The following is a 25,997-nucleotide window of genomic DNA, read 5'->3' as shown; positions in this document are numbered from 1 at the left end:
TCCGCCACCTTGGGCAGGCGTTGGTCTGGACAAGGGGGCGTTCACATGTCCGGGCGCGGTCGGCACACATCCCGCGCTCGTAACGCTGCGTAACAAGTAGGAAATCCGATCAATTGCCGGTTCCGAGGCCTTCAGGCGCCCCGGGACCACTCGGCCGCGCCCCCGTTGTCCGCAATGCGGACGCTCAAGGTCGGAAGCAGGGCATCGGACACGAGCGTCCGATAATCGGCGCTGCCAGCTGCAACCCCCATTTCTGGGCCTTACATCGCCCTACCAGCGCGTAAACGCCCGCCATCTCGGGATCGATCGAACCGGAACGACCACATGGTGAGACAAATACTCCGTGTGCTCATAACAAGAGAATCACAGCCTGCGCCCAGTACTGCCCGAGTCGCCCAAGGGCATCTAGAGTCACGGCCAGTCACCGCGCCATTCGATTGGGCCAGGCCCTCCGCGCACTCCGGCTCCCGCCACTCCGGCGCGGGCGCCTCCTGAACCGAAGGGGACCCTCGTGCGTCACCGTTCAGCAGTTGTCGTGAGCATTGCCGTTATCGGTGCCCTCAGCCTCAGCGCCTGCGGCTCCCGCGGAGAGAAGAAGGCCGACGGCGGCAACTCCAACTCCGGCTCCACCACCGTCGTCATCGGCGTCGACTCCCCGCTCACCGGCGACCTCTCCGCCCTCGGCCTCGGCATCCGCAACTCCGCCGACCTCGCGATCAAGAAGGCCAACGAGACCAACGAGGTCCCCGGCGTCAAGTTCGAGATCAAGGCCCTCGACGACACCGGCAAGCCCGCCCCCGGCCAGCAGAACGCCACCCAGCTGGTCGGCGACCCCAAGGTCCTCGGCGTCGTCGGCCCGCTCAACTCCAGTGTGTCGCAGTCGATGCAGCAGATCTTCGACGACGCCAGCCTGGTCCAGGTCTCCCCCGCCAACACCGGCGTCGCCCTCAGCCAGGGCGAGAAGTGGGCCAGCGGCGAGAAGAAGCGCCCGTTCACGTCCTACTTCCGCACCGCCACCACCGATGCCGTCCAGGGCCCGTTCGCCGCCCAGTTCCTCTACAACGACGCCAAGAAGACCAAGGTCTTCCTGATCGACGACCAGAAGACCTACGGCGCGGGCCTGGCCGGCACCTTCAAGGGCGAGTTCACCAAGCTCGGCGGCCAGCTCGTCGGCGAGGAGCACGTCAACCCCGACGACCGCGACTTCGCCGCCATCGTCACCAAAGTCAAGAGCTCCGGCGCCGAAGCCGTCTACTACGGCGGCGAGTACCCCGCGGCCGGCCCGCTCTCCCTCCAGCTCAAGGAGGCCAACGTCAACATCCCGCTGATGGGCGGCGACGGCATCCAGAGCGGCGACTTCATCAAGCTCAACCCCAAGAGCCAGGGCGACTACGCCACCGCCGTCGGCCTGCCGGTCGAGAGCCTGGACACCGCCAAGAAGTTCATCGCCGACTACAAGGCGGCCGGCTACAAGGACGCCTACGAGACCTACGGCGGCTACTCGTACGACAGCGCCTGGGCCATCATCCAGGGCGTCAAGCAGGCCGTGAAGGACAACAACGGCAAGGTCCCCGACCGCAAGGCCGTCCGCGACGCCGTCCAGAAGGTCAGCTTCGCCGGCGTGACCGGCACCGTCTCCTTCGACGAGTTCGGCGACACCACCAACAAGCAGCTCACCGTCTACACCGTCAAGGACGGCAAGTGGGCCGTGGAGAAGTCCGGCACCTTCAAGGGCTGATCCAGGGCCGGTTCAGGGACTGGCCGAAGAACCGCCCTACCGACTGACGCCCAGTCACCACCGGCACCGCCGGCGCCACTTCACCACCACCACGCGCGGGGGCGCCACGAGTGCCCCCGCGCGCACCCACATCCACCACCCACGCGGACACCCCGAACGCACTACGGAGGCCCAGCGGTGCACGACCTACCGCAGCAGCTGGCCAACGGCCTGATCCTCGGAGCCCTCTACGGGCTCGTCGCGATCGGCTACACGATGGTCTACGGCATCGTCCAGCTCATCAACTTCGCCCACGGCGAGATCGTCATGGTCGGCGGCTTCGGCGCCCTGACCGCCTACCTCGCCCTCCCCGGCGGCACCACCCTGTGGCTGGCCCTGCCGCTCATGCTGATCGCCGGCATCCTGGTCTCCACCCTCACCGCCGTCGCCGCCGAGCGCTTCGCCTACCGCCCGCTGCGCAACGCCCCACGGCTCGCCCCGCTGATCACCGCGATCGGGCTGTCCATCCTGCTCCAGCAGCTCGTCTTCTCCTTCTACCCGGACGCCAAGAAGGCCCGGGTCTTCCCCAAGATCCCCGGCGACCCGTTCAGCCTCGGCTCCGTCACCATCCAGCGCAGCGACCTCTTCCTGATCATCGCCGCCCCGCTGTGCATGCTCGCCCTCGGCTGGTTCGTCACCCGCACCCGCTCCGGGCGCGCCATGCAGGCCACCAGCCAGGACCCGGACACCGCCAAGCTGATGGGCATCGACACCGACCGCATCATCGTCATGGCCTTCGCCATCGGCGCCGCGTTCGCCGCCGTCGCCGCCGTCGCGTACGGGCTGCGCAGCGGCCAGGTCGACTTCCGGATGGGCTTCATCCTCGGCCTCAAGGCCTTCACCGCCGCCGTCCTCGGCGGCATCGGCAACATCTACGGCGCCATGCTCGGCGGCCTCGCCCTCGGCCTCGCCGAAGCCCTCGCCACCGGCTACATCCAGCACCTGCCCGGCATGCACCTCTTCGGGGGCGGCGCCTGGAAGGACGTCTGGGCCTTCGTTCTCCTCATCCTCGTCCTCCTGATCCGGCCCCAGGGCCTGCTCGGCGAGCGCGTCGCGGACAGGGCGTGACCACCATGACCACCACCCACACCGAGACGACCCCGGTCATCCCGCTGCCGGCCCGCGCCGCCGCCGCCGTCACCGGACTCGGCGCCCTCGCCACCGCCGCCTCCGCCGCCATGTCCTGGACCTGGACCTCCGACTTCCCCGGCGACCTCACCTACTACGGCTCCCCGGCCGGCCTCCAGTGGCTCGCCCTCGCCGCCGGCCTGCTCACCCTGGTCCTGCTGCTCGCCGCCCAGGGCGTCCCCGGCCTGCGCTGGGCCGCCCCCACCCGCAGCAACAACGCCGTCCTGTACGCCGCCACCGGCGCCCTCACCGTCGCCGTCTACGCGGTCGCCGCCATCTCCTCCGAGCTCGGCGGCACCACCAACCTCGAACCCGGCGGCTGGGTGCTCGCCGCGGGCGGCCTGCTCGCCGTCCTCGGCGCCCTCGGCCTGCCCCTCGACCGCCGCACCGCCGTCCCGCTGCGGATCCTCGACAGGCGCCTCTTCCTGCTCGTCCCGGTCGCCCCCGCCGCCTGGTTCGGCGCCCACGCCATCCCCGGCGACAAGCCGGTGGCCCCGGTCATGACCGCCCTGTCCGGCGGCCTCGCCATCGCGGCCGCCGTCGTCCTGCTGCTCCAGCTCGGCCACCTCGCCAACAGCGGGCTGCGGCTGGGCCGGATCGACCGCCCGCTGGCCGCGCCGCGGGCCCTCCCCTCCTGGGTCGAGGTGCTGCTGATCGTCCTCGCCTTCGGGACCGGACTGTTCGCGATCACCTTCGGCATCGACACCGAGTACGGCGAACTCTTCACCGGCTACCTGCTGTTCGTCGCCCTCGCCGTCCCCGCCCTGACCAGGTCCGGCCTGCTCGCCCGGCTGCGCGCGCTGACCGTCAAGCACCGCCCGGTCACCACCGGCGCCGCCTTCGCCGCCGCCGCCGGCTTCCCGTTCACCCAGACCAGCGACCAGTACACCTCGGTCGCCACCAACATCCTGATCTTCGCCACCGTCGCCCTCGGCCTCAACATCGTCGTCGGCCTGGCCGGCCTGCTCGACCTCGGGTACGTCGCCTTCCTCGGCGTCGGCGCCTACGCCGCCGCCCTGGTCTCCGGCTCCCCCGCCTCGCCCATCCACGTCCAGTTCCCGTTCTGGGCCGCGATGCTCACCGGCGCCGTCGTCTCGATGGTCTTCGGCGTCCTGATCGGCGCCCCCACCCTGCGGCTGCGCGGCGACTACCTCGCCATCGTCACCCTCGGGTTCGGCGAGATCTTCCGCATCACCATGCTCAACCTCAACGGCACCACCGGCCCCAAGGTCACCAACGGCTCCAACGGCATCCCGCGCATCCCGGACCTGCAGATCCTCGGCTTCGACCTCGGCAAACCGCACACCGTGGCCGGCGTCGAACTCGGCCGCTTCTCAAACTACTACCTGCTGATGCTGCTGGTCACCGCCCTGGTCGTGCTGGTCTTCGCCCGGGTCGGCAACTCCCGCATCGGCCGCGCCTGGGTCGCCATCCGCGAGGACGAGACCGCCGCCGAGGCCATGGGCATCAACGGCTTCCGGCTCAAGCTGCTCGCCTTCGCCCTCGGCGCCCTGCTGGCCGGCCTGGCCGGCACCGTCCAGGCCCACGTCAGCTACACCGTCACCCCCGACCAGTACACCTTCGCCGAGGCCCTCCCGCCGAACTCCGCCTTCCTGCTCGCCGCCGTCATCCTCGGCGGCATGGGCACCATCAGCGGCCCGCTGGCCGGCGCCACCCTGCTCTTCCTCATCCCGAAGAAGCTCGAGTTCCTCGCCGACTACCAGCTCCTCGCCTTCGGTGCCGCCCTCATCGTCCTGATGCGGGTCCGCCCCGAGGGCCTCATCCCCAACCGGCGCCGCCAGCTGGAGTTCCACGAGGCCGCCGTCCCGGCCCAGGCCGCCGGCGAGCCGACCGCACTCACCAAGTCAGGGGCGTGACCGACCCGATGACCACCACCACCGCCGCACCCCTGCTCGAAGTCACCGGCGTCACCATGCGCTTCGGCGGCCTCACCGCGGTCAACGACGTCTCCCTGACCGTCGGAGAGGGCGAGATCATCGGTCTGATCGGCCCCAACGGCGCCGGCAAGACCACCTTCTTCAACTGCCTCACCGGCCTGTACGTCCCCACCGAGGGCGCCGTCCGCTACCGCGACACCCTGCTGCCGCCCAAGCCCCACCTCGTCACCCAGGCCGGCATCGCCCGCACCTTCCAGAACATCCGGCTGTTCGCCAACATGACCGTCCTGGAGAACGTCCTGGTCGGCCGGCACACCCGCACCAAGGAGGGCATCTTCTCCGCCATCCTGCGCGGCCCCGGCTACCATCGCGCCGAGGCCGAGAGCCGCGAGAAGGCCATGGAACTCCTGATGTTCACCGGCCTCGCCGAGAAGGCCGACCACCTCGCCCGCAACCTCCCGTACGGCGAGCAGCGCAAGCTGGAGATCGCCCGCGCCCTCGCCTCCGAACCCGGCCTGCTGCTGCTCGACGAACCCACCGCCGGCATGAACCCCCAGGAGACCCGGGCCGCCGAGGAACTCGTCTTCGCGATCCGCGACAAGGGGATCTCCGTCCTCGTCATCGAGCACGACATGCGCTTCATCTTCAACCTCTGCGACCGCACCGCGGTGCTCGTCCAGGGCCAGAAGATCGTCGAGGGCGACCGCGAGACCGTCCAGAACGACGAACGCGTCATCACCGCCTACCTGGGCGCCCCGCTCGAAGGCACCACCCCCGCCGTTACGGAGTCCGACCAGTGACCGCACTTCTCGAGGTCGAGGACCTCCGCGTCGCCTACGGCAAGATCGAAGCCGTCAAGGGCATCAGCTTCACCGTCGAACAGGGCGAGGTCACCACCCTCATCGGCACCAACGGCGCCGGCAAGACCACCACCCTGCGCACCCTGTCCGGCCTGCTCAAGCCCACCGCCGGACGGATCACGTTCGACGGCCAGGACCTCTCGGCCGTCCCCGCCCACAGGATCGTCGCCCTCGGCCTCGCCCACTCCCCCGAGGGACGGCACATATTCCCCCGGATGACCATCGAGGAGAACCTCCTCCTCGGCGCCTTCCTGCGCACCGACGCGGCCGGCATCACCGCGGACGTCGAACGGGCCTACACCCTGTTCCCGATCCTCGGCGAACGCCGCCGCCAGGCCGCCGGCACGCTCTCCGGCGGCGAGCAGCAGATGCTCGCGATGGGGCGGGCCCTGATGTCCCGGCCCAAGCTGCTCATGCTGGACGAGCCCTCCATGGGGCTCTCCCCGCTGATGATGCAGAAGATCATGTCCACCATCGTGGAACTGAAGTCCTCCGGTACGACCATCCTCCTGGTCGAGCAGAACGCCCAGGCAGCCCTCTCCCTCTCCGACCGCGGCTACGTCATGGAGACCGGCCGCATCGTCCTCTCCGGGACGGGCGCCGACCTCCTGCACGACGAGTCCGTCCGCAAGGCCTACCTCGGCGAGGACTGAGCCCCTGCACGCGAAAGGGCCCGGCAGAAACGTTCTTCTGCCGGGCCCTTCCCGCACGCCTACTCGGGCTTGGCCTCTTCCGCCTTCTTGCGGTCCTGGGCCTCGCCCTCCTCGATGACCGCCTCGGCCACCGCCGCCATCGTCATCCGACGGTCCATCGACGTCTTCTGGATCCACCGGAAGGCCGCCGGCTCGTTCAGCCCGAACTTGGTCTGCAGCACGCCCTTCGCCCGGTCCACCAGCTTCCGGGTCTCCAACCGCTGGCTGAGATCCCCGATCTCCTTCTCCAGCGCCCGCATCTCGGCGTACCGGGACACCGCCATCTCGATCGCCGGCACCAGGTCCGACTTCGAGAACGGCTTGACGATGTACGCCATCGCCCCCGCGTCCCGCGCCCGGTCCACCAGCTCCCGCTGCGAGAACGCCGTCAGCATCAGCACCGGCGCCAGGTGCTTGTCGTGGATCTGCTCGGCCGCGGACAACCCGTCCAGCACCGGCATCTTCACGTCGAAGATCGCCAGATCCGGCTTCAGCTCCTCCACGAGGCGCACCGCCGTCTCCCCGTCGCCGGCCTCACCGACGACGGTGTACCCCTCCTCCTCCAGCATCTCCTTCAGATCGAGACGGATCAGCGCCTCGTCCTCGGCGATCACAATCCGGGTGATCTGGGGCGTATCGGTCTCAAGCGGCTGCGCCTGCTCGTCGGCGGTGCTCACGGGGCTCCTAGTTCCGGCGGGGTACTGCATGCACGAGGGTACCTAGACACGGTATGTTTGAACCCAGCAGGGTCGGGGGGCAACCTTCGAATCTGTGGATGCCCCGGTAGCCCAGAGGTGAGAGGCACGGCGCTCAAACCGCCGACAGCGTGGGTTCGAATCCCACCCGGGGTACTTTTCCTTCGATTCGCAAGCCACTTAGGCCAGCCTAATCATTTGTGATCTTCATTCATTCGAGTGGAATCCATCGCGTTCCCCTGCATGTTCAGCACATGGTGCCCAAGATCACCCGTATGGCCGTTCGATCCACACGTGCGGAAGCCGTTCTCCTGCTCCGCCAAGGTGTCCGCAACTCCGAGGTATCTCGCCGTCTCGGCGTCCCGACAGGCACGGTCTCGTGGTGGAAGCACCAAGACCTCGCCAAGCGCAACAACCTCCCCGGCCGCAAGCGATCCGCGTGTATGCATTGCTATGGCGATCAGCTCAACCGCCCCGCATATGCCTACCTGCTGGGCCTCTACCTCGGCGACGGCCACATCCTTCTCCCAAACGAGTACCGAAGGACCCAGAGCCTCCAGATCACCTGCGACGACAAGTGGCCCGGCATCATGGAATCCGTCGAACAGGCCATGCACCAGGTCCTTCCCAACAACAAGCCTTGCCGGATACGACGCACCGGATGCCATGACGTCAAGGTCTATTCGAATCACCTGACCTGTCACTTCCCCCAGCACGGCCCCGGCAAGAAGCACGAACGCACCATAGCCTTGGAGCCCTGGCAGCAGGAGATCGTCGATGCCCACCCCTGGGAGTTCCTGCGCGGCCTGATCTACTCCGACGGGTGCCGCATCACCAACTGGGCCACCCGCACCAAGAACGGCGTCGCCAGCCGCTACGAGTACCCCCGCTACTTTTTCACCAACACCTCGACCGACATCATCGGCCTCTTCACCGCCACCCTCGACACCGTCGGCGTCCAGTGGAAGGCCTCGATCCCCCGCCCCACCGGCCAGGTCAACATCTCCGTCGCCCGCCGGGACTCCGTCGCCCTGATGGACGCCCACATCGGCCCCAAGCACTGACGGCGACATGTACGACCTCGCCACGCGGCAGCGCGCGCTCGACCTCCACGCGTCCGGGCTGACCTTCAGCCAGGTCAGCCGAGCGACCGGCATATCCCGGTCCTCGATCCGCGAGTGGGCCTCCGGCGCCGTACCCAGCCCGCGCATGACCGCCGAGTGCCCGCTCCGAGACGGCCGGCTCGGCCCCTCTCACCCGCCCTCGAACTACGCCTACCTGCTCGGTCTCTACCTCGGCGACGGCTGCATCAGCGCGGGCCGCCGCGAGGTCTACGCCCTCCGCATCGCCTGCTGCGACGGGTGGCCCGGCCTCATCGACGAGTGCGAGCGAGCCGTCTCGGCCGTCATGCCGCACAACAAGGTCAACCGTGTCCGTGCCCCCGGCTGCACCAGCGTCGTCAGCACCAGCAAGCACTGGCCCTGCCTCTTCCCCCAACACGGCCCAGGGCCGAAGCATCTGCGGCGCATCTCCCTCGCGCCCTGGCAGCAGGAGATCGTGGACGCCCACCCCTGGGAGTTCTTGCGCGGCCTGATCCATTCCGACGGCTGCCGCATCACCAATTGGGCAACCCGAACGGTCGGCGGCGTCAAGAAGCGCTACGAGTACCCTCGTTACTTCTTCACGAACACCTCAGCCGACATTATCGGCCTCTTCACCGCCACCCTCGACGCCGTCGGCGTCCGCTGGAAGCCCGGTTCCCGGTCCAACGGAGGATTCAACGTCTCCGTCGCCCGCAGGGACTCCGTCGCCCTCATGGACGCCCGCATCGGCCCCAAGCACTGACGGCGGCGCGGCCCCCCGGGGCCGCGCCCCCGCGGGGCCGCCGGCGGCCCACCTCCCCACCGGGGGGCCGCGGCGGCGGGGGGTGGAGGCGGCCCCGGCGGGGGGTGGGGCCGGGGGGGCGGCGCGGCCCCGCGGGGCCGCGCCGCCGAGGGGCCTCAGGCGTCCAACGTCCCCACGTGGTGGACGCGGACGAGGTTGGTGGAGCCGGCCAGGCCGGGGGGTGAGCCGGCGGTGATGACGACGATGTCGCCCTTCTGGCAGCGGCCGAGGGAGAGGAGGGCCGCGTCGACCTGTTCGACCATCTGGTCGGTGGTCGGGGCGAACGGGCCGAGGAAGGTCTCCACGCCCCAGGTGAGGGCGAGTTGGCTGCGTACGGCCGGTTCGTAGGTGAAGGCGAGGACGGGGATGGGCGAGCGGTAGCGGGTGAGCCGGCGGGCGGTGTCGCCGGACTGGGTGAAGGCGATCAGGTACTTGGCGTGCAGGAAGTCGCCGATCTCGGCGGCCGCGCGGGCGACGGCGCCGCCCTGGGTGCGCGGCTTGTTGCCGGTGGTGAGCGGCGGGAGGCCGGCGGCCAGGATGTCGTTCTCGGCGGCCTCGACGATCCGGGCCATGGTCTTGACCGTCTCGACGGGGTACTTGCCGACGGAGGTCTCGCCGGAGAGCATCACCGCGTCCGTCCCGTCGAGGACGGCGTTGGCGACGTCGGAGGCCTCGGCGCGGGTCGGCCGGGAGGTGTTGATCATCGAGTCGAGCATCTGGGTCGCGACGATGACCGGCTTGGCGTTGCGGCGGGCGAGTTTGATGGCGCGCTTCTGGACCAGCGGGACCTGTTCGAGGGGCATCTCCACGCCCAGGTCGCCGCGGGCCACCATGATCCCGTCGAAGGCGTCGACGACGGACTCCAGGTTGTCCACCGCCTGCGGCTTCTCGATCTTGGCGATGACCGGGACGTGCCGCCCCTCCTCCGCCATGATCCGGTGGACGTCCTCGATGTCCCGTCCGCTGCGGACGAACGAGAGCGCGATGAGGTCGGCCCCGGTCCGCAGTGCCCACCGCAGGTCGGCGACGTCCTTGTCGCTGAGTGCGGGGACGGAGACGGAGACGCCGGGGAGGTTGAGGCCCTTGTGGTCGGAGACCAGGCCGCCCTCGATGACGAGGCACCGTACGTGCGGCCCGTCGACGGCGACGACCTCCAGGGTGACCCGGCCGTCGTCGACCAGGATGCGCTCCCCGCGGCCGACGTCCCCGGCGAGCCCGGAGTAGGTGGTTCCGCAGCGGTCCTTGTCCCCCACGACGTCCTTGTCGGTGGAGATGGTGAACTCGTCGCCGCGTTCGAGAAGTACCGGCCCGTGGGCGAAGGTGTCGAGCCGGATCTTCGGGCCTTGAAGGTCGACGAGGACGCCGACGCTGCGGCCGGTCTCGTCGGCGGCCTTGCGGACGCGGCGGTAGCGTTCCTCGTGCTCGGCGTGCAGGCCGTGGCTGAGGTTCAGTCGGGCGATGTCCATCCCGGCGTCGACCAGGGATTTGATCTGGTCGTACGAGTCGGTGGCGGGCCCGAGGGTACAGACGATTTTTGCTCGGCGCATAGTGCTGAGACTAGGCATTACCGACGCGTAACCTCGACGCGGGTCCGGACTGCGGGATGACCGTTGCCGTAAGGCGAGTTGAACAATCTGACACATCCTCGGACCGCTGTGCGAACACCCTTCCCCACGCCCCTCCCGCGCTCCCTCCGCACGCCTCCCGCGCCGCCCGCCGCCGCGATGTCGATGCGATTCCGTGAAGGCCTGTTCACCCCTGGTTCATCGCCGCTTCCGCCCCCGCTCCCCGCCCGGCGGGACGCTCGTCACCCCCGGGTCGCGGCCCGGGCGTCCGGGCCACCACCCGGACGAAGGAGCGGGCGAGGGGGAGGCGTTCGGTATGCGACGCGCACTGGGGGTGGTCGCGGCCCTGGTCCTGCTGGGCGGGGTCGGCTACGCGCTGATCGACCACAACGGACCGGACACCAAGACGGTCACCGTCACCGGCCTGATCGGCTCGGAGAAGCGCGCCTTCTTCGAGAACGACGAGGTCAAGGCCGAGTTGGCGAAGCAGGGCCTGCTGGTCCGGGCGGACTCGACCGGCTCCTGGACGATGAGCGACCAGGCGGCCAAGACCCCGGGGCTGGACTTCGCCTTCCCGGCGAGCGCGGCACCGGCCCGGGAGATCCAGCGCATCTGGAAGCTGCAGGACTCCCCGCTGGTGCCGTTCTACTCGCCGCTGGTGATCGTGGCCCACCCGTCGGTGGCCGAGGTCCTGCAGGACAACAAGCTGGCCGAGCTGGACCCCGTCAGCGGCGTCTGGACCTTCCGGATGGACGAGTACGTCAACGCCCTGAAGGGCGGCCGCAGATGGGAGGGCCTGTCCGGCGCCGACAAGCACCCCGAGCTGTCCGGCCAGCTCTTCGTGACCACCACCGACCCGGAGAGTTCGTCCTCCGGCGCGATGTACCTCGCGCTGCTCTCCTACGTCGCCAACAACCACCAGGTGGTGTCGGACGACGCCGGCGTCGCCGCCGTCAAGGACGTCCTGCACACGGCGAACGCCCTGCAGGGCATCCAGAAGAGCAGCAGCGACGAGCCGTTCCGGGACTTCGGCGCGGGGATCGGCAACCCGCTGATCTTCGCGTACGAGTCGCAGGCCGCCACCCTGGCGCTGCAGAACAAGCCGACCGGGGACATGGTGGTGCTGTACCCGGACACCACGGTCTACTCGGACCACACCCTCGTGGCCCACACCGACAGCGGCCGCAAGCTCGCCGACGTCCTCCAGAACGACGAGGTGCTGCGCAACCTGGAGGCCCGGTTCGGCCTGCGGCCGCAGGCCAAGCCGGAGGCCTTCGCGAACCTGATGCGGGAGAAGAAACCGACCTTCGCACCCGATCTGACCGCCGCCAGGATCAAGCAGGCGACCCTGCCCTCGCTGGACAACCTGCAGAAGCTGACCGCCGCGGCGAAGGGGACCAAGTGACCAACCCGACGAAACGCCGCGGCTGGCTCACGGCCGCGCTGGCCGCCGTGCTCGCCGCGGCCACCGCCTGCACCTCCACCGGCGGCGGCGACCCCGCCCCGAAGCCCACCGACCCGCCCGCCGAGACGGCCCGCCCCGGGGTACTGCGCGTCCTGGCCGGCAGTGAACTCCAGGACCTGGCACCGGTCCTGGAGGACGCCCGGAAGGCCACCGGGGTGACCGTGCAGTTCTCCTGGACGGGCACCCTGGACGGCGCGGACACCGTCGCCTCGGGCCGGGCCGACGGCAAGTACGACGCCGTGTGGTTCCCGTCCAACCAGTACCTGCGGCTCGATCCGGCCGGGAAGTCCAAGCTGGTCTCGGAGACCCCGGTGATGGTGTCGCCGGTGGCGATCGGGGTGCGCTCCTCGGCGCTCGGCGAACTCGGCTGGGGCGACGGCTCGAAGGTCACCTGGGCGCAGGTCGGCGCCGCGGCCTCGGCCGGCAAGCTGCCGTACGGGATGGCCGACCCGTCCCGCTCCAACTCGGGCTTCTCCACCCTCGTCGCGGTGGCTTCGGCCTTCTCCGGCGCGGGCGCGGCGCTGACCGACGCGGACGTGCAGAAGGCCGCCCCGCAGCTGAAGGAGTTCTTCAAGGGCCAGAAGCTGACCTCCGGTTCGTCCGGCTGGCTGGCGCAGGCGTACACCCGGGCCGAGTCGGGCGTGGTGGGCGCGCTGGTGAACTACGAGTCGGTGCTGCTGTCGCTGAACCGGACGCTGTCGCCGCAGCAGCAGCTGACCGTGGTGCGGCCGGTGGACGGCGTGGTGTCGGCGGACTACCCGCTCTCGCTGATGTCCTCCGCCGCGCAGGAGCAGCGCGACTCCTTCCAGCGGCTGACCACGTACCTGCTCAAGGAGGACGTGCAGAAGCGCATCTCCGAGCTGACGCTGCGCCGCCCGGTGACGGCGGGCGCGGCCCCGGCCGCCGGGCTGCCCGCGGACCGCCGCCGGGAGCTGCCGTTCCCGGGCACCAGGGCGGTCGCGGACGGCCTGCTGGCCTCGTACCAGAACGAGCTGCGCCGCCCGTCCCGGACGGTGTACGTGCTGGACACCTCGGGCTCGATGGAGGGCTCGCGGATCGCCGCGCTGAAGAGCGCGCTGGGCCGGCTGACCGGGTCGGACGACACCCGCGGGGTGCGCCGCTTCCGGGACCGCGAGGAGATCACGCTGCTCTCCTTCGCCTCCGCGGTGAAGTGGACCAGGACCCACGTGGTGCCGGCCACCGGCGGGACTCCGGGCCCGGAGGCGGAGCTGGCCTCGATCGACGCGGACGTGCAGTCGCTGGCCGCCTCCGGCGGGACGGCGGTGTACTCCTCGCTGGAGGAGGCGTACCGGGTGATCGAGCGCCAGCAGGCCGCGGCCGGCGACGACCGGTTCACCTCGATCGTGCTGATGACCGACGGGGAGAGCAACGCCGGTGCGACGGACGGCGACTTCAAGCGCTTCCACGACGCGCTGCCGGCCGGGGAGAAGGCGATCCCGGTGTTCCCGATCAGGTTCGGGGAGGCGGCGGTGAACCAGCTCCAGGGGATCGCGGACCTGAGCGGCGGCAAGCTGTTCGACGGGACGGGCTCGCTGGACGGGGTGTTCGAGGAGATCCGTGGCTACCAGTAACGGGTTCGGCCCCCGGGCGCTGCGCTACCTGGAGTCGGCCCGCAACCTGGTCGGCTGCGCGGGCGGCGCGGTCGGCCTGGGGCTGCACTTCGCCGGGCTGGGCGGGGTCTGGTGGCCGGGGGTCGTGGCGGGGCTGTACGGGGTGGGCGCGCTGCTGACGCCCGCCCCGAAGCCCCGGCCGCCGCTCCCGCCGCGGCCGGAGCCGCAGCCGCCCGAGGTCTCCGCTCCTCCGGCCCCCAAGCCGGAGCCGGTCCCCGCACCGGAGCCCGCCCCCGCGCCCGACCCGGAGCTGGTGGCGCTGGCCGCCTACCTGGACACCGTGCCGCTGCCGCCCTCCGCCGGGGTGGACGGCCTGCTGGCGGCGCTGCGCGCGGCCGGCCCGGGCCCGGTGGCGGAGCGGATCGTCCGGGACCGGCTGCCGGTCGCGGTGGCCGGCTACCTGCGGGCGCGGACCTGGCAGCCCTGGGCGGGGCCGGACGATCCGGACCCGGCGGTCCAACTGGGCCGCGAGGTCGACCGGTTGGCGGGCGAGCTGGCCTGACCGGGCGTCGGCCGGCCCGCGCCGGCCACCCCGCACCTCCGCACCTCAGACCTCCGCGCCTCCGTACCACCCCACGTCTCCCCCACGCCCGTCACGAACGAGTCGCCAAGATCTCACCTCCTGGACAGGTCAGGGGGCTATTCAGCACCCCGGCTCGCACGGCACACTTCTACGCGCGTCCCTCTACGCGCGTCGACGCGTGCACGCACACTTTTGTTCACGAACACCAGTTGACGGTCCATCCGCCGTCGTCCCACTCGGGAGAGTCGTCCATGACCCTGAACCGCCGTGACTTCGTCACCCGGTCCGCCGCCACCGCCGCCGGCGCAGCCCTGGCCGGCGGCGCCGCCCTGGCCGCCGCCCCCTCCGCCGCGGCCGCCCAGCCGGACGCGGCGGCCGCCAAGGGCCAGCAGCGCAAGCCGCGCACGCAGGCCTTCACCGTCATGGGCACCACCGACCTGCACGGCCGGGTGCTCAACTGGGACTACTTCACCGACGCCGAGTACACCGACAAGGCCCACAACGCGGTCGGCCTCGCCAAGATCTCCACGCTGGCCAACCAGGTGCGCGAGGAGAAGGGCTGGGACCGCTGCCTGCTGATCGACTCCGGCGACACCATCCAGGGCACCCAGCTGTCCTACTACTACGCCCGGATCGAGTCGATCGACACCGAGGCCAACACCGTGCCGGACCACCCGATGGCTGTCGCCATGAACCTCATGGAGTACGACGCCGCCGCGCTCGGCAACCACGAGTTCAACTACGGCATCCCGCTCCTGAAGGCCTACGAGGAGCAGCTGGAGTTCCCGCTGCTGGGCGCCAACGCGCTGAACGCGAAGAACGAGAAGCCGGCCTTCAAGCCGTACGTGATCAAGGAGCTGCGCCTGGGCGGCGGCCGTCCGGTGCGGGTCGGCATCCTCGGCCTGACCAACCCGGGCATCGCGATCTGGGACAAGGCCAACGTCAGCGGCAAGATGGTCTTCCCGGGCATCGTGGAGACCGCCGCCACCTGGGTGCCGAAGATGAAGGCCGCGGGCGCGGACGTCATCGTGGTCTCGGCGCACTCCGGCTGCGACGAGGCGACCACCTGGGGCGACCAGCTGCCGTGGGCCGAGAACGTCTCGGTCGCGCTGGCGGAGACCGTCCCGGACATCGACGCGGTGCTGGTGGGCCACGCCCACAAGGAGGTCCCGCAGCGCCTGGTCGTCAACAAGAAGACCGGCCGCACGGTCGTCCTCTCCGAGCCGCTCTGCTACGGCCAGCGGCTGACCTGCTTCGACTTCGAGGTCGAGTTCACCGGCGGCGCCTGGAAGGTCGCCTCGGTCTCCTCCCGGCTGCTGAACTCCAACACCGTGCCGGAGAACCCGGAGATCACCGACGCGATCGCCGGGCAGCACAAGAAGGTCGTCGCGTACGTCAACCAGAACATCGGCACCAGCAAGATCGCGCTGTCGATCGCCGACGCCCCCTTCAAGGCCACCCCGATCATCGACCTGATCGGCCGGGTCCAGGCCGACGCCGTCAAGGCCGCGCTGGCGGGCGGGCAGTACGCCAACCTCCCGGTGCTGGCCCAGGCCGCCCCGTTCAACCGCACCGCCCTGATCCCGTCCGGCCAGGTGAAGCTGCGCGACGCCGCGGGCCTCTACATCTACGAGAACACCCTGGAGGCCCGCATCCTGACGGGCGCCCAGCTCAAGGACTACCTGGAGTACTCGGTCAAGTACTACAACCAGCTCGCCCCGGGCGCCCCGGTCGACAAGGACAAGCTGACCGGCGCCGAGGCCACCCCGGACTACAACTACGACTCGCTCTACGGCCTGAGCTACGACATCGACATCGCCCAGCCGAAGGGCTCGCGGATCGTCAACCTGTCCTTCCAGGGCAAGCCGATCGACCCGGCCGCGGAGTTCGTCCTGGCCGTCAACAACTACCGTGCCAACGGCGGCGGCAACTTCCCGCACGTCGCCAAGGCCAAGATGGTCTGGTCGAACTCCGACGAGATCCGCAACACCATGATCGCCTGGGTGAAGGCCAAGGGCGTCATCGACCCCGCCGACTTCTTCACCGACTCCTGGCGCCTGGTCCGCGCCGGCCAGCCGGTCTTCTGATCCGCACTCCCCGAGCGAAAGGCCGTCGCCCCGTCCGGCGACGGCCTTTCGGCCTGTCCGGTGGAAGAATGGCGCCATGAGCGAGTTCCAGATCCCCGAGCGCCACGCGAGGCTGCTGGCCTACGCGGAGAGCCTGACGCCTCCGACCGGGTGGAAGATCGAGATCTCCGGCGACGAGATCATCATGATGGCCGGCCCCTCGGTGATCCACCAGCGCAACCTGCTGCTCGTCCGCGAGCAGTTCGACGCCCACCGCCCCGCCGAAACGATGCCGAGCGAGAACACCGACCTCGCCTCCCCGAACGTCGGCAAGCTCCGCAACCCCGACCTGACCTACATCCCCCTCTCGGCGCTGGAGGAGGGCGGGAACCAGGTCCCCGCCGAGCAGGCGGCCATCGCGGTGGAGATCGTCTCCCCGTCGAACCCGGAGAACGACCTGGTCGGCAAGGTCCGCGACTACCCACTGATGGCCATCCCGCTGTACCTGCTGATCGACCCGCGCGAGGGCGACCTGACGCTCTACGCCGAGCCGTCCGGCAGCGGCTACCGCTGGCGCTGGAACGGCAAGTTCGGCGACCCGGTCCCGGTCCCGGCCCCCTTCGGCTTCGAGCTCGCCACCGACGCCCTGCTCCGCTACCCCGCCTGACACCACGGGCCTCCCGGCGGCAGCCGCCGGGAGGCCCTCGCGTCCGAACCCCCGGTCAGAAGGGGAAGACCGCGCGCTCGTGCTGGACGGAGATCCACTTCAGGGTGGTGAAGGCGTCCACCGTGGACTCGCCGTTGAGGCGGCCGACGCCGGAGTTCTTCTCGCCGCCGAAGGGCACGCCCGGCTCGTCGGCTATGGTGCCGCCGTTGACGTGGATCATGCCGGTCTCGATCCGCTGGGCGAGCTTCACGCCGCGCTCGGTGTTCCCGGTGTGCACCGCGCCGCTGAGGCCGAAGGGCGTGGCGTTGGCGAGCCGGACGGCCTCGTCCTCGCCGTCGAAGGGCACCAGCAGGACGACCGGGCCGAAGAGTTCGGTCCGCAGGATCGGCGCGTCCTCGGCGAGGCCGGTGAGGACCACCGGCTCCATCAGGCTGCCGACCGTGTCGCCGCGCAGCAGCGCGGTGGCGCCGGCCGCGACGGCCTGGTCGACCTGGGCGCGCAGGCCGTCGGCCTGGACGGGGTTGATCAGCGGGCCGATGTGGGTGGCCGGGTCCCGCGGGTCGCCGACGGTGAGCGAGGCGACCTTGGCGACGAACTTCTCGGTGAACTCGGCCTCGACGGACCGGTCCACCAGCACCCGGTTGGCGGCCATGCAGACCTGTCCCTGGTGGACGAAGCGGCTGAACACCGCGGCGTCGACGGCGTGGTCCACGTCGGCGTCGTCCAGGACGATCAGCGCGCTGTTGCCGCCGAGTTCCAGGACGGTGCGCTTGAAGTGCCCGGCGGCGACGGTGGCGACGTGCCGGCCGACCTTGTCGGAGCCGGTGAAGGAGATCACCTTGGGCACCGGGTGCTCCAGGAAGCTGTCGCCGATCTCGGCGATGTCGGTGATCACCACGTTCAGCAGGCCGGGCGGGAGCCCCGCGTCCTCGAAGAGCTTGGCGATCAGCCCGCCGCCGACCACCGGGGTCTCCTGGTGCGGCTTGAGGACGACGCCGTTGCCGAGCGCGAGCGCCGGGGCGACGGCCTTGAGCGCCAGGAACAGCGGGAAGTTGAACGGGCTGATCACGCCGACCACGCCGACCGGCAGCCGGTAGAGGCGGTTCTCCCGGCCCTGGGCGGGCGAGGTCAGCAGCCGACCCTCGGGGGCCACCGACTGGTGCAGGCACTCCCGCAGGACGTCCTTGACCAGCGACAGTTCGAAGCCCGCCTTCAGCGCGGTGCCGCCGAGTTCCGCCATGATCGCCTGGACGATCTCCGGCTCCCACTCCTCCAGCAGCCGCAGCGCGCGCTCGAAGACCGTCCGCCGCTGGTAGGGGTTGGTGGCGGCCCACTGCTTCTGGGCGCGCTCGGCGGCGCGGTAGGCCAGGTCGACCTCGGCGACGGTGGCGACGGTGATGGTGGCGAGCTTGTCACCGGTGTAGGGGTCGACGTCGACGATGTCCCAGGAGCCGCTGCCGCTGCGCCACTCACCATCGATGTACTGCAGGGCCAACTCGGAGAAGTACGACATCTGATCCCTCTCATGCACCCGACCTGATGGGGAATCATCGTACTGACGTATTACAGTTCCTGGCGCACGGAATGGAGCAGGTCACGGGTCATTGCCGGGCTCAGGCTGTCGGCGACCAGGTCGTCCATCGCGTGCCGGTACTCGGCCACCTCGGCGGGCTTGTCCAGGTAGAGCGCGGTGGTGAACTGCTCCAGGTACACCACGTCCGACAGCTCGGCCTCGGCGAAGCCCAGGACGGTGAACGCCCCGCTCTCGGCGCTCAGCCCGGCGTTGCCCAGCGGCAGCACCTGGAGCCGGACATTGGGCAGTTCGCTCAGCTCCAGCAGCCGGTCCAGCTGGCCGCGCATCAGCTCCGCGCCGCCCCAGGGCCGGCGCAGCGCGGCCTCGTCCAGTACCGCGACCAGCCGCGGCGCCCGCTCGCCGGTCAGCACCGCCTGCCGCTTGAGCCGTACGTCGACCCGGCGCTCGATCTCCTCCGGCCCGGTGGCGTGGCAGCCGGCGGTGACCACGGCCCGGGCGTAGTCGGCGGTCTGGAGCAGCCCGTGGACGAACTGGACCTCGTAGCTGCGGATCTCGGCCGCGGCCTCCTCCAGTCCCAGGTAGTTCTGGAACCAGCCGGGCAGGACGTCCCCGTACTCGTGCCACCAGGAGCTGGCGTTGGCGTCGCGCAGCAGTCCGAGGACGGTGGCCCGCTCCTGTTCGACCTCGACCCCGTACAGGGTGAGCAGGTCGGCGACGTCGCGCTCCTTGAAGCCGACCCGGCCGAGCTCCATGCGGCTGATCTTGGACTCGGAGGCCCGGATCGAGTACCCGGCCTCCTCCCGGCTGACGCCTCTGGCCTCGCGGAGCTTGCGCAGCTGGGTACCGAGCAGCAGGCGCCGTACCGTGGCGCCCCCGCCTGCCTGAGTCGTGCCCATCGACGTCATCCTCCGCGCTCGCCCAGCCCCCCGGCCGTCGGCCGCAGTCTGCCACCTGGCACCGACGAACAACAGCCCACTGTCCCGGAACCCGCCGGGCGCCGAACAACTCCGGCCGTTTGTCCGAGAGTTGCCGCGGCCCGGGGAGGGGTCAGGGGCCGCCGCGGGGGTACGCGACGGCGCCCGCCCTCCAACTGGTCGGGGAAGAGGGCAGGCGCCAGGAGACCGCGTTGGCCCGGCGACTCTGACGGGGGCAGCGGGTTGAGCTCCCGGCGATGCGGCGCCGGGGGTTCGGGGTGGGCCGGTCGGAGCGTCCGGGGCCCGTCAGACCACCAGGGGGCGGTCGGTGGGCCGGATCGGCGCGGGAAGCGGGGTCTTGCCGCCGAGGTACTTGTCCACCGCCGCGGCGGCCGAGCGGCCTTCCGCGATGGCCCAGACGATCAGCGACTGGCCACGGCCGGCGTCTCCGCAGACGTACACGCCATCGACATTGGTGGCGAACCGGCCATCGCGGGCAATGTTACCGCGCGCGTCGAGGTCCGCTCCCAGCTGCTCGACCAGCCCGTTGCGCACGTCCGTCCCGGTGAAGCCCATGGCCAGGGTGACCAGCTGGGCCGGGATGGCCCGCTCGGTGCCGGGGACCTGCTCGAAGCGGCCGTCCCTGAACTCGACCTCGACGAGGTGCAGCTCCTGGACGTTGCCGTCCTCGTCGCCGCTGAAGTGGGTGGTGCTGACCGAGTAGATCCGCTCACCGCCCTCCTCGTGCGCGGAGGTGACCTTGTACGTCATCGGCATGGTCGGCCACGGCTGGTGCCCGGGCCGGTCCTCGCCGGGCCGCGGCATGATCTCCAGCTGGGTGACGGAGGCCGCCCCCTGCCGGTGGGCGGTGCCGACGCAGTCCGCGCCGGTGTCGCCGCCGCCGATCACGACCACGTGCTTGCCCTTGGCGCTGATCGGGGACTCCACGAAGTCGCCCTCCTGCACCTTGTTGGCCAGCGGCAGGTACTCCATGGCCTGGTGGACGCCCTTGAGCTCGCGCCCGGGCACCGGCAGGTCGCGGGCGGTGGTGGCGCCGGCCGCGACGACCACGGCGTCGAAGCGCTCGCGCAGCTGCTGCCCGGTGATGTCCTCGCCGACGTGCACGCCGGTGCGGAACCGGGTGCCCTCCGCCCGCATCTGCTCGATGCGGCGGTTGATGTGGCGCTTCTCCATCTTGAACTCGGGGATGCCGTAGCGCAGCAGTCCGCCGATCCGGTCGGCCCGCTCGTACACGACGACGGTGTGCCCGGCGCGGGTGAGCTGCTGGGCGGCGGCGAGGCCGGCCGGGCCGGAGCCGACGACGGCGACGGTCTTGCCGGAGAGCCGCTCCGGGACCTGCGGGGTGACCCCGCCGCGGTCCCAGGCCTTGTCGATGATGGTGACCTCGACGTTCTTGATGGTCACCGCGTCCTGGTTGATGCCGAGGACGCACGCGGACTCGCACGGGGCCGGGCACAGGCGGCCGGTGAACTCCGGGAAGTTGTTGGTGGCGTGCAGCCGCTCGATCGCGCCGACGAAGTCGTCCCGGTAGGCCAGGTCGTTCCACTCGGGGATGAGGTTCCCGAGCGGGCAGCCGTTGTGGCAGAACGGGATGCCGCAGTCCATGCAGCGGCCGGCCTGCTTGGTGATGATCGGCAGGAGGCTGCGCTCGACGTAGACCTCGTTCCAGTCCCGCAGACGGACGTCCACGGGGCGGCGCTCGGCCAGCTGCTTGGGCGTGGTCAGGAAGCCCTTGGGGTCAGCCATTAGCCGCCTCCATCATCTTGCGAGTGGTCTCGGCCTCGGAGAGGCCATCGCGCTCAGCGGCGTCCTTGGCGGCGAGCACTGCCTTGTAGTCGGTCGGCATGATCTTGGAGAAGCGGGAGACCCCGCTGCCCCAGTCCGCCAGGAGCTCGGCGGCGACGGTGGAGCCGGTCTCCTCGTAGTGCTGCTGCACGGTCTCGCGCAGCCAGTCGCGGTCGGCGGCGGTGGGGGCCTCGATGCCCACCATGCCGTCGTTGACGTTCGCGGGGCGCAGGTCCAGGACGTACGCGATGCCGCCGGACATGCCCGCCGCGAGGTTGCGCCCGGTCTCGCCGAGGACGACGACCCGGCCGCCGGTCATGTACTCCAGGCCGTGGTCGCCGACGCCCTCGACCACCAGGGTGGCCCCGGAGTTGCGGACGGCGAAGCGCTCGCCGGCCTTGCCGCGCAGGTGGACGCGGCCCGCGGTGGCACCGTAGCCGATGGTGTTGCCGGCGATGACGTGGTTCTGCGCGTCGTTGCCGATGGCGGCCGCCTCGCGGGCCGGGCGGACGATCACCACGCCGCCGGAGAGGCCCTTGCCGACGTAGTCGTTGGCGTCGCCCTCCAGCCGCAGGGTCACGCCGCGCGGCAGGAACGCGCCGAAGGACTGCCCGGCGGAGCCGGTGAAGGTGACGTCGATGGTCCCCTCCGGCAGGCCCTCGCCCCGGTACCGCTTGGTCACCTCGTGGCCGAGCATGGTGCCGACGGTGCGGTTGACGTTGCGGATCGGCAGCTGGATCCGGACGGTCTCGCCGCGCTCCAGCGCGTCCTCGGCGAGGGCGATCAGCTGGTTGTCCAGGGCCTTGTCCAGCGCGTGGTCCTGGGTGGTGGTGCGGTGGCGGGCGGCCCCCTCGGGCAGCGCCGGCACGTGGAACAGCGGGGCGAGGTCCAGCCCGGCGGCCTTCCAGTGGTCGATCGCGGCCCGGGCGTCGATGTGCTCGGCGCGGCCGACGGCCTCCTCGATCGAGCGGAAGCCCAGCGAGGCCAGGATCTCCCGGACCTCCTCGGCGATGAACTCGAAGAAGTTGACCACGAACTCGGGCTTGCCGGAGAACCGCTCGCGCAGCACCGGGTTCTGGGTGGCGACGCCGACCGGGCAGGTGTCCAGGTGGCAGACCCGCATCATGATGCAGCCGGAGACCACCAGCGGGGCGGTCGCGAAGCCGAACTCCTCGGCGCCGAGCAGCGCGGCGATGACCACGTCGCGGCCGGTCTTCAGCTGTCCGTCGGTCTGGACGACGATGCGGTCGCGCAGCCCGTTCAGCAGCAGGGTCTGCTGGGTCTCGGCGAGGCCGAGCTCCCAGGGGCCGCCCGCGTGCTTCAGCGAGGTGAGCGGCGAGGCGCCCGTCCCGCCGTCGTGTCCGGAGACCAGGACGACGTCGGCGTGCGCCTTGGAGACGCCGGCCGCGACCGTGCCGACGCCGACCTCGGAGACCAGCTTCACGTGGATGCGGGCCGCCGGGTTGGCGTTCTTGAGGTCGTGGATCAGCTGCGCCAGGTCCTCGATCGAGTAGATGTCGTGGTGCGGCGGCGGCGAGATCAGGCCGACGCCCGGGGTGGAGTGCCGGGTCCTGGCGACCCACGGGTAGACCTTGTGGCCGGGCAGCTGGCCGCCCTCGCCGGGCTTGGCGCCCTGGGCCATCTTGATCTGGATGTCGTCGGCGTTGACGAGGTACTCGGAGGTGACGCCGAACCGGCCGGAGGCGACCTGCTTGATCGCCGAGCGGCGCTCCGGGTCGTACAGGCGGTCCGGGTCCTCGCCGCCCTCGCCGGTGTTGGACTTGCCGCCGAGGCGGTTCATCGCGATGGCCAGGGTCTCGTGCGCCTCGCGGGAGATCGAGCCGTACGACATGGCGCCGGTGGAGAAGCGCCGGACGATCGCGGAGACCGGCTCGACCTCCTCGACCGGGATCGGCTCCCGCTCCAGGCCGTTCAGCCGGAACAGGCCGCGCAGCGTCATCAGCCGCTCGGACTGCTCGTTCACCCGGTCCGTGTACTGCTTGAAGATGTCGTACCGGCGGTTGCGGGTGGCGTGCTGGAGGCGGAAGACGGTGTCCGGGTCGAACAGGTGCGGCTCGCCCTCGCGGCGCCACTGGTACTCGCCGCCGATCTCCAGCGCGCGGTGCGCGGCCGGGATGCCGGAGGCCGGGTACGCCTTGGCGTGCCGGGCGGCGGTCTCGCGGGCGATCTCCTCCAGGCCGATGCCGCCGAGCTTGGTGGTGGTGCCGGAGAAGTAGCCGTCGACGAGGCCCTGGGAGAGGCCGATGGCCTCGAAGACCTGGGCGCCGCGGTAGGAGGCGACGGTCGAGATGCCCATCTTGGACATGACCTTGAGCACGCCCTTGCCGAGCGCCTTGATCAGGTTGCGGATCGCCTTCTCGGGCTCGACGCCCTCGATGAACACGCCCTGGGCGACCAGGTCCTCGACGGACTCCATCGCCAGGTACGGGTTGACCGCCCCGGCGCCGTAGCCGATCAGCAGCGCGACGTGGTGCACCTCGCGGACGTCGCCCGCCTCGACCAGCAGCGACACCCGGGTGCGCTGCTTGGTGCGGATCAGGTGGTGGTGCACGGCCGAGGTGAGCAGCAGCGAGGGGATCGGCGCGTGCTCGGCGTCGGAGTGCCGGTCGGAGAGCACGACGATCCGGGCGCCGTCGGCGATCGCCGCGTCGGCCTCGGCGGCGATCTCGGCGAGCCGGGAGGCCAGGCCCTCGCCGCCGGAGGCGACCTTGTAGAGGCCGGAGAGCGTGACGGCCTTCAGGCCGGGCTGATCGCCGTCGGCGTTGATGTGGACGAGCTTGGCGAGCTCGTCGTTGTCGATCACGGGGAAGGTGATCCCGACCGAGCGGCAGGACGCGGCCTCGGCGGCCAGCAGGTTGCCCTCCGGGCCGAGGTTGGACAGCAGCGAGGTGACGAGCTCCTCGCGGATGGCGTCCAGCGGCGGGTTGGTGACCTGCGCGAAGAGCTGCACGAAGTAGTCGAACAGCAGGCGCGGCTTCTCGCTCAGCGCGGCGATCGGCGAGTCGGTGCCCATCGAGCCGAGCGCCTCGGCGCCGGTGCGCGCCATCGGCGCGAGGATGACCCGCAGCTCCTCCTCGGTGTAGCCGAAGGTCTGCTGGCGGCGGGTGACGGAGGCGTGGGTGTGGAAGATGTGCTCGCGCTCGGGCAGCTTGGCGAGCTGGATCTGCCCGCCGTCGACCCACTCCTGGTAGGGGTGCTCGGCGGCGAGGGCGGACTTGACCTCCTCGTCCGGGACGATCCGGCCCTCGGCGGTGTCCACCAGGAACATCCGGCCGGGCTGGAGGCGGCCCTTCCGGACGACCTTCTCCTGCTCGATGTCGAGGACGCCGACCTCGGAGGAGAGGACGACCAGGCCGTCCTCGGTGATCCAGTACCGGGCCGGGCGCAGGCCGTTGCGGTCGAGGACGGCGCCGATCTGGTTGCCGTCGGTGAAGGTGACGCAGGCCGGGCCGTCCCAGGGCTCCATCAGGTTGGAGTGGTACTGGTAGAAGGCGCGGCGGTCCGGGCTCATGGTGGCGTGGTTCTCCCACGCCTCCGGGATCATCATCAGTACCGAGTGCGGCAGCGAGCGGCCGCCGAGGTGGAGCAGCTCCAGGACCTCGTCGAAGGAGGCGGAGTCGGAGTGCTCCGGCGTGCAGATCGGGAAGATCCGCTCCAGGCCCTGGCCCTTGCTGTTGGCGGGGATGAGGTCGGTCGCGAGCTGCGACTCCCGGGCGTGCATCCAGTTGCGGTTGCCCTTGACCGTGTTGATCTCGCCGTTGTGCGCGACGAAGCGGTACGGGTGGGCGAGCGGCCAGCTCGGGAAGGTGTTGGTGGAGAACCGCGAGTGCACCAGGCCGATCGCGGACGCGTAGCCGCGGTCCGACAGGTCGGGGAAGAAGGGCTCCAGCTGGCCGGTGGTCAGCATGCCCTTGTAGACGATGGTGCGCGCGGACAGCGACGGGAAGTACACCCCGGCCTCGCGCTCGGCCCGCTTGCGGACCACGAAGGCGGTCCGGTCGAGCTCGATGCCGGCCGTTCCGTCCTTCGCCAGGAAGAGCTGCCGGAACCGCGGCATCACGCTGCGCGCGGTGGCGCCGAGCAGGTCCGGGGTGACGGGGACGTCGCGCCAGCCGAGGACGGTCGTGCCCTCCTCGGCGGCGATGGCCTCGATCCGCGCGACGGCGGCGGCGTCCTTCTCGTCGTCCTCGGGGAGGAAGGCGATGCCGACGGCGTAGGAGCCGGCCGCCGGGAGCTCGAAGGGGACCTTCCCGCGCAGGAAGGCGTCCGGGACCTGGGTCAGGATGCCGGCGCCGTCGCCGGAGTCCGGCTCGGCGCCGGTGGCGCCGCGGTGCTCCAGGTTGCGCAGGACGTTCAGCGCCTGCTCGACGATGGTGTGGTCGGCGATGCCCGTCAGCGTGGCGACGAAACCGACGCCACAGGCGTCGTGCTCGTTCCGCGGGTCGTACAGGCCCTGGGCAGCAGGTCGCGCATCCGGCACGAGCGCGTACGGCTGGCGGGCGGCGCCGGCCTGGGGCTCGTTGGCGGAGTGCATGGATGCAGACAGCATCGGCTCTCCCGTCGTCGTCTTTCGGCAAGGTGGTGCAAGGAGGGACGACGTTGGCCCTGATGCGATGGTGCGGTGTCGTGCGAGTTACATGATGCCCACGATCCCGAGAAGCGGAATATCCCGTCCACATGGCGGGACGGCGCGCAGGTCAGGGGGCGTGTGAGAGGACGTGCCACAGTGCACGTCCCGACGATTGTGCCCAACCGTCCACCGCCTGAAACAGGGGCGAAACCGGGCCGCCACAGAAGCCGATCATGGACGCCTGGGAATCCATCCCGGGAACCCGTCCGCGGATGCGAATCCGCGGCTCGGAGGCCCGGAT

18 protein-coding genes and 1 tRNA gene are annotated in these 25,997 nt (G+C 70.6%); 13 read left to right on the top strand and 6 right to left on the bottom strand.

Annotation, left to right across the window (positions count from 1 at the left end):
- Positions 1 to 511: 511 nt before the first annotated feature.
- The 5 genes from ACLWS4_RS05505 (at position 512) to ACLWS4_RS05485 (ending at position 6,316) form a co-directional block, all read left to right on the top strand.
- The gene (locus tag ACLWS4_RS05505) at positions 512 to 1,738 is read left to right on the top strand and encodes a branched-chain amino acid ABC transporter substrate-binding protein (protein ID WP_049651560.1); all 1,227 of its coding nucleotides are present in this window, start codon (positions 512 to 514) and stop codon (positions 1,736 to 1,738) included.
- Positions 1,739 to 1,915: 177 nt separating this feature from the next.
- Positions 1,916 to 2,845: a branched-chain amino acid ABC transporter permease gene (locus ACLWS4_RS05500; RefSeq protein WP_049651559.1), complete on the top strand. Its 930-nt coding sequence runs from the start codon at positions 1,916 to 1,918 to the stop codon at positions 2,843 to 2,845.
- A gap of 5 nt (positions 2,846 to 2,850) precedes the next feature.
- Positions 2,851 to 4,782, top strand: a complete 1,932-nt coding sequence (locus tag ACLWS4_RS05495) for a branched-chain amino acid ABC transporter permease (protein ID WP_388044157.1) — start codon at positions 2,851 to 2,853, stop codon at positions 4,780 to 4,782.
- 8 nt (positions 4,783 to 4,790) lie between these two features.
- On the top strand, positions 4,791 to 5,603 hold the full coding sequence (locus ACLWS4_RS05490; RefSeq protein ID WP_049651563.1) for an ABC transporter ATP-binding protein: 813 nt from the start codon (positions 4,791 to 4,793) through the stop codon (positions 5,601 to 5,603).
- Complete coding sequence (locus ACLWS4_RS05485) at positions 5,600 to 6,316, top strand: ABC transporter ATP-binding protein (RefSeq protein WP_049651557.1); 717 nt, start codon at positions 5,600 to 5,602, stop codon at positions 6,314 to 6,316. Before ACLWS4_RS05490 ends, ACLWS4_RS05485 begins: the two co-directional genes overlap by 4 nt.
- 59 nt (positions 6,317 to 6,375) lie before the next feature.
- On the opposite strand, the gene ACLWS4_RS05480 is transcribed toward ACLWS4_RS05485, so the two are convergent.
- On the bottom strand, positions 6,376 to 7,032 hold the full coding sequence (locus ACLWS4_RS05480; RefSeq protein WP_049651556.1) for an ANTAR domain-containing response regulator: 657 nt from the start codon (positions 7,030 to 7,032) through the stop codon (positions 6,376 to 6,378).
- Positions 7,033 to 7,132: 100 nt separating this feature from the next.
- Here ACLWS4_RS05480 and ACLWS4_RS05475 point away from each other — a divergent pair.
- The 3 genes from ACLWS4_RS05475 (at position 7,133) to ACLWS4_RS05465 (ending at position 8,895) form a co-directional block, all read left to right on the top strand.
- Positions 7,133 to 7,206, top strand: a tRNA-Leu gene (locus tag ACLWS4_RS05475).
- A 119-nt stretch (positions 7,207 to 7,325) separates the two neighbouring features.
- Complete coding sequence (locus ACLWS4_RS05470) at positions 7,326 to 8,114, top strand: helix-turn-helix domain-containing protein (RefSeq protein ID WP_416873553.1); 789 nt, start codon at positions 7,326 to 7,328, stop codon at positions 8,112 to 8,114.
- 7 nt (positions 8,115 to 8,121) lie between these two features.
- Complete coding sequence (locus ACLWS4_RS05465; protein ID WP_416873476.1) at positions 8,122 to 8,895, top strand: helix-turn-helix domain-containing protein; 774 nt, start codon at positions 8,122 to 8,124, stop codon at positions 8,893 to 8,895.
- 155 nt (positions 8,896 to 9,050) lie between these two features.
- Here ACLWS4_RS05465 and pyk read toward each other — a convergent pair whose 3' ends face one another.
- Positions 9,051 to 10,481 carry a pyruvate kinase gene (gene pyk, locus ACLWS4_RS05460; RefSeq protein ID WP_049651553.1) on the bottom strand — a complete coding sequence of 477 codons (1,431 nt, stop codon included), beginning with the start codon at positions 10,479 to 10,481 and terminating at the stop codon, positions 9,051 to 9,053.
- A 334-nt stretch (positions 10,482 to 10,815) separates the two neighbouring features.
- On the opposite strand from pyk, the gene ACLWS4_RS05455 reads away from it, so the two are divergent.
- The 5 genes from ACLWS4_RS05455 (at position 10,816) to ACLWS4_RS05435 (ending at position 16,851) form a co-directional block, all read left to right on the top strand.
- Entirely contained in the window at positions 10,816 to 11,904 is a 1,089-nt protein-coding gene (locus ACLWS4_RS05455) for a hypothetical protein (protein ID WP_416873475.1), read from the top strand.
- A complete protein-coding gene (locus ACLWS4_RS05450; protein WP_416873474.1) occupies positions 11,901 to 13,556 on the top strand; it encodes a VWA domain-containing protein in 1,656 nt (551 codons plus the stop codon). Before ACLWS4_RS05455 ends, ACLWS4_RS05450 begins: the two co-directional genes overlap by 4 nt.
- Positions 13,543 to 14,097, top strand: coding sequence for a hypothetical protein (locus ACLWS4_RS05445; RefSeq protein ID WP_380778190.1), 555 nt, complete (start codon positions 13,543 to 13,545; stop codon positions 14,095 to 14,097). The genes ACLWS4_RS05450 and ACLWS4_RS05445 overlap by 14 nt, the downstream gene beginning before the upstream one ends.
- Positions 14,098 to 14,369: 272 nt before the next feature.
- On the top strand, positions 14,370 to 16,205 hold the full coding sequence (locus tag ACLWS4_RS05440) for a bifunctional metallophosphatase/5'-nucleotidase (RefSeq protein WP_049651205.1): 1,836 nt from the start codon (positions 14,370 to 14,372) through the stop codon (positions 16,203 to 16,205).
- A gap of 76 nt (positions 16,206 to 16,281) precedes the next feature.
- On the top strand, positions 16,282 to 16,851 hold the full coding sequence (locus ACLWS4_RS05435; protein WP_416873473.1) for a Uma2 family endonuclease: 570 nt from the start codon (positions 16,282 to 16,284) through the stop codon (positions 16,849 to 16,851).
- A 55-nt stretch (positions 16,852 to 16,906) separates the two neighbouring features.
- Here ACLWS4_RS05435 and ACLWS4_RS05430 read toward each other — a convergent pair whose 3' ends face one another.
- The 4 genes from ACLWS4_RS05430 to gltB all read right to left on the bottom strand — a co-directional run bounded on the left by ACLWS4_RS05430 (position 16,907) and on the right by gltB (position 25,660).
- On the bottom strand, positions 16,907 to 18,364 hold the full coding sequence (locus ACLWS4_RS05430; protein WP_416873472.1) for an aldehyde dehydrogenase family protein: 1,458 nt from the start codon (positions 18,362 to 18,364) through the stop codon (positions 16,907 to 16,909).
- A gap of 50 nt (positions 18,365 to 18,414) precedes the next feature.
- The gene (locus tag ACLWS4_RS05425; RefSeq protein ID WP_380743654.1) at positions 18,415 to 19,281 is read right to left on the bottom strand and encodes a helix-turn-helix domain-containing protein; all 867 of its coding nucleotides are present in this window, start codon (positions 19,279 to 19,281) and stop codon (positions 18,415 to 18,417) included.
- Positions 19,282 to 19,605: 324 nt separating this feature from the next.
- Positions 19,606 to 21,066 (bottom strand): glutamate synthase subunit beta, encoded by a 1,461-nt coding sequence (locus ACLWS4_RS05420; protein ID WP_049651209.1) that lies wholly within the window; start codon positions 21,064 to 21,066, stop codon positions 19,606 to 19,608.
- Entirely contained in the window at positions 21,059 to 25,660 is a 4,602-nt protein-coding gene (gene gltB / locus ACLWS4_RS05415; protein WP_416873552.1) for a glutamate synthase large subunit, read from the bottom strand. The genes ACLWS4_RS05420 and gltB overlap by 8 nt, the downstream gene beginning before the upstream one ends.
- Between the last annotated feature and the right edge of the window lie 337 nt (positions 25,661 to 25,997).

It is taken from the genome of Kitasatospora sp. SC0581, assembly GCF_048159585.1.
In the GTDB taxonomy this organism is placed as follows: domain Bacteria; phylum Actinomycetota; class Actinomycetes; order Streptomycetales; family Streptomycetaceae; genus Kitasatospora.
Note: the sequence above shows the minus strand (reverse complement) of the source record. Positions and strands in the feature narration are given on the sequence as shown.

Excerpts from the sequence above, each read along its gene's own strand:
- ACLWS4_RS05465 (WP_416873476.1), top strand. The coding sequence starts at position 8,122 with ATGTACGACCTCGCCACGCGGCAGCGCGCGCTCGACCTCCACGCGTCC.
- ACLWS4_RS05490 (WP_049651563.1), top strand. The coding sequence starts at position 4,791 with ATGACCACCACCACCGCCGCACCCCTGCTCGAAGTCACCGGCGTCACC.
- ACLWS4_RS05455 (WP_416873475.1), top strand. The coding sequence starts at position 10,816 with ATGCGACGCGCACTGGGGGTGGTCGCGGCCCTGGTCCTGCTGGGCGGG.
- pyk (WP_049651553.1), bottom strand. The coding sequence starts at position 10,481 with ATGCGCCGAGCAAAAATCGTCTGTACCCTCGGGCCCGCCACCGACTCG.
- ACLWS4_RS05495 (WP_388044157.1), top strand. The coding sequence starts at position 2,851 with ATGACCACCACCCACACCGAGACGACCCCGGTCATCCCGCTGCCGGCC.
- ACLWS4_RS05440 (WP_049651205.1), top strand. The coding sequence starts at position 14,370 with ATGACCCTGAACCGCCGTGACTTCGTCACCCGGTCCGCCGCCACCGCC.
- gltB (WP_416873552.1), bottom strand. The coding sequence starts at position 25,660 with ATGCACTCCGCCAACGAGCCCCAGGCCGGCGCCGCCCGCCAGCCGTAC.
- ACLWS4_RS05420 (WP_049651209.1), bottom strand. The coding sequence starts at position 21,066 with ATGGCTGACCCCAAGGGCTTCCTGACCACGCCCAAGCAGCTGGCCGAG.
- ACLWS4_RS05435 (WP_416873473.1), top strand. The coding sequence starts at position 16,282 with ATGAGCGAGTTCCAGATCCCCGAGCGCCACGCGAGGCTGCTGGCCTAC.
- ACLWS4_RS05425 (WP_380743654.1), bottom strand. The coding sequence starts at position 19,281 with ATGGGCACGACTCAGGCAGGCGGGGGCGCCACGGTACGGCGCCTGCTG.
- ACLWS4_RS05470 (WP_416873553.1), top strand. The coding sequence starts at position 7,326 with ATGGCCGTTCGATCCACACGTGCGGAAGCCGTTCTCCTGCTCCGCCAA.
- ACLWS4_RS05430 (WP_416873472.1), bottom strand. The coding sequence starts at position 18,364 with ATGTCGTACTTCTCCGAGTTGGCCCTGCAGTACATCGATGGTGAGTGG.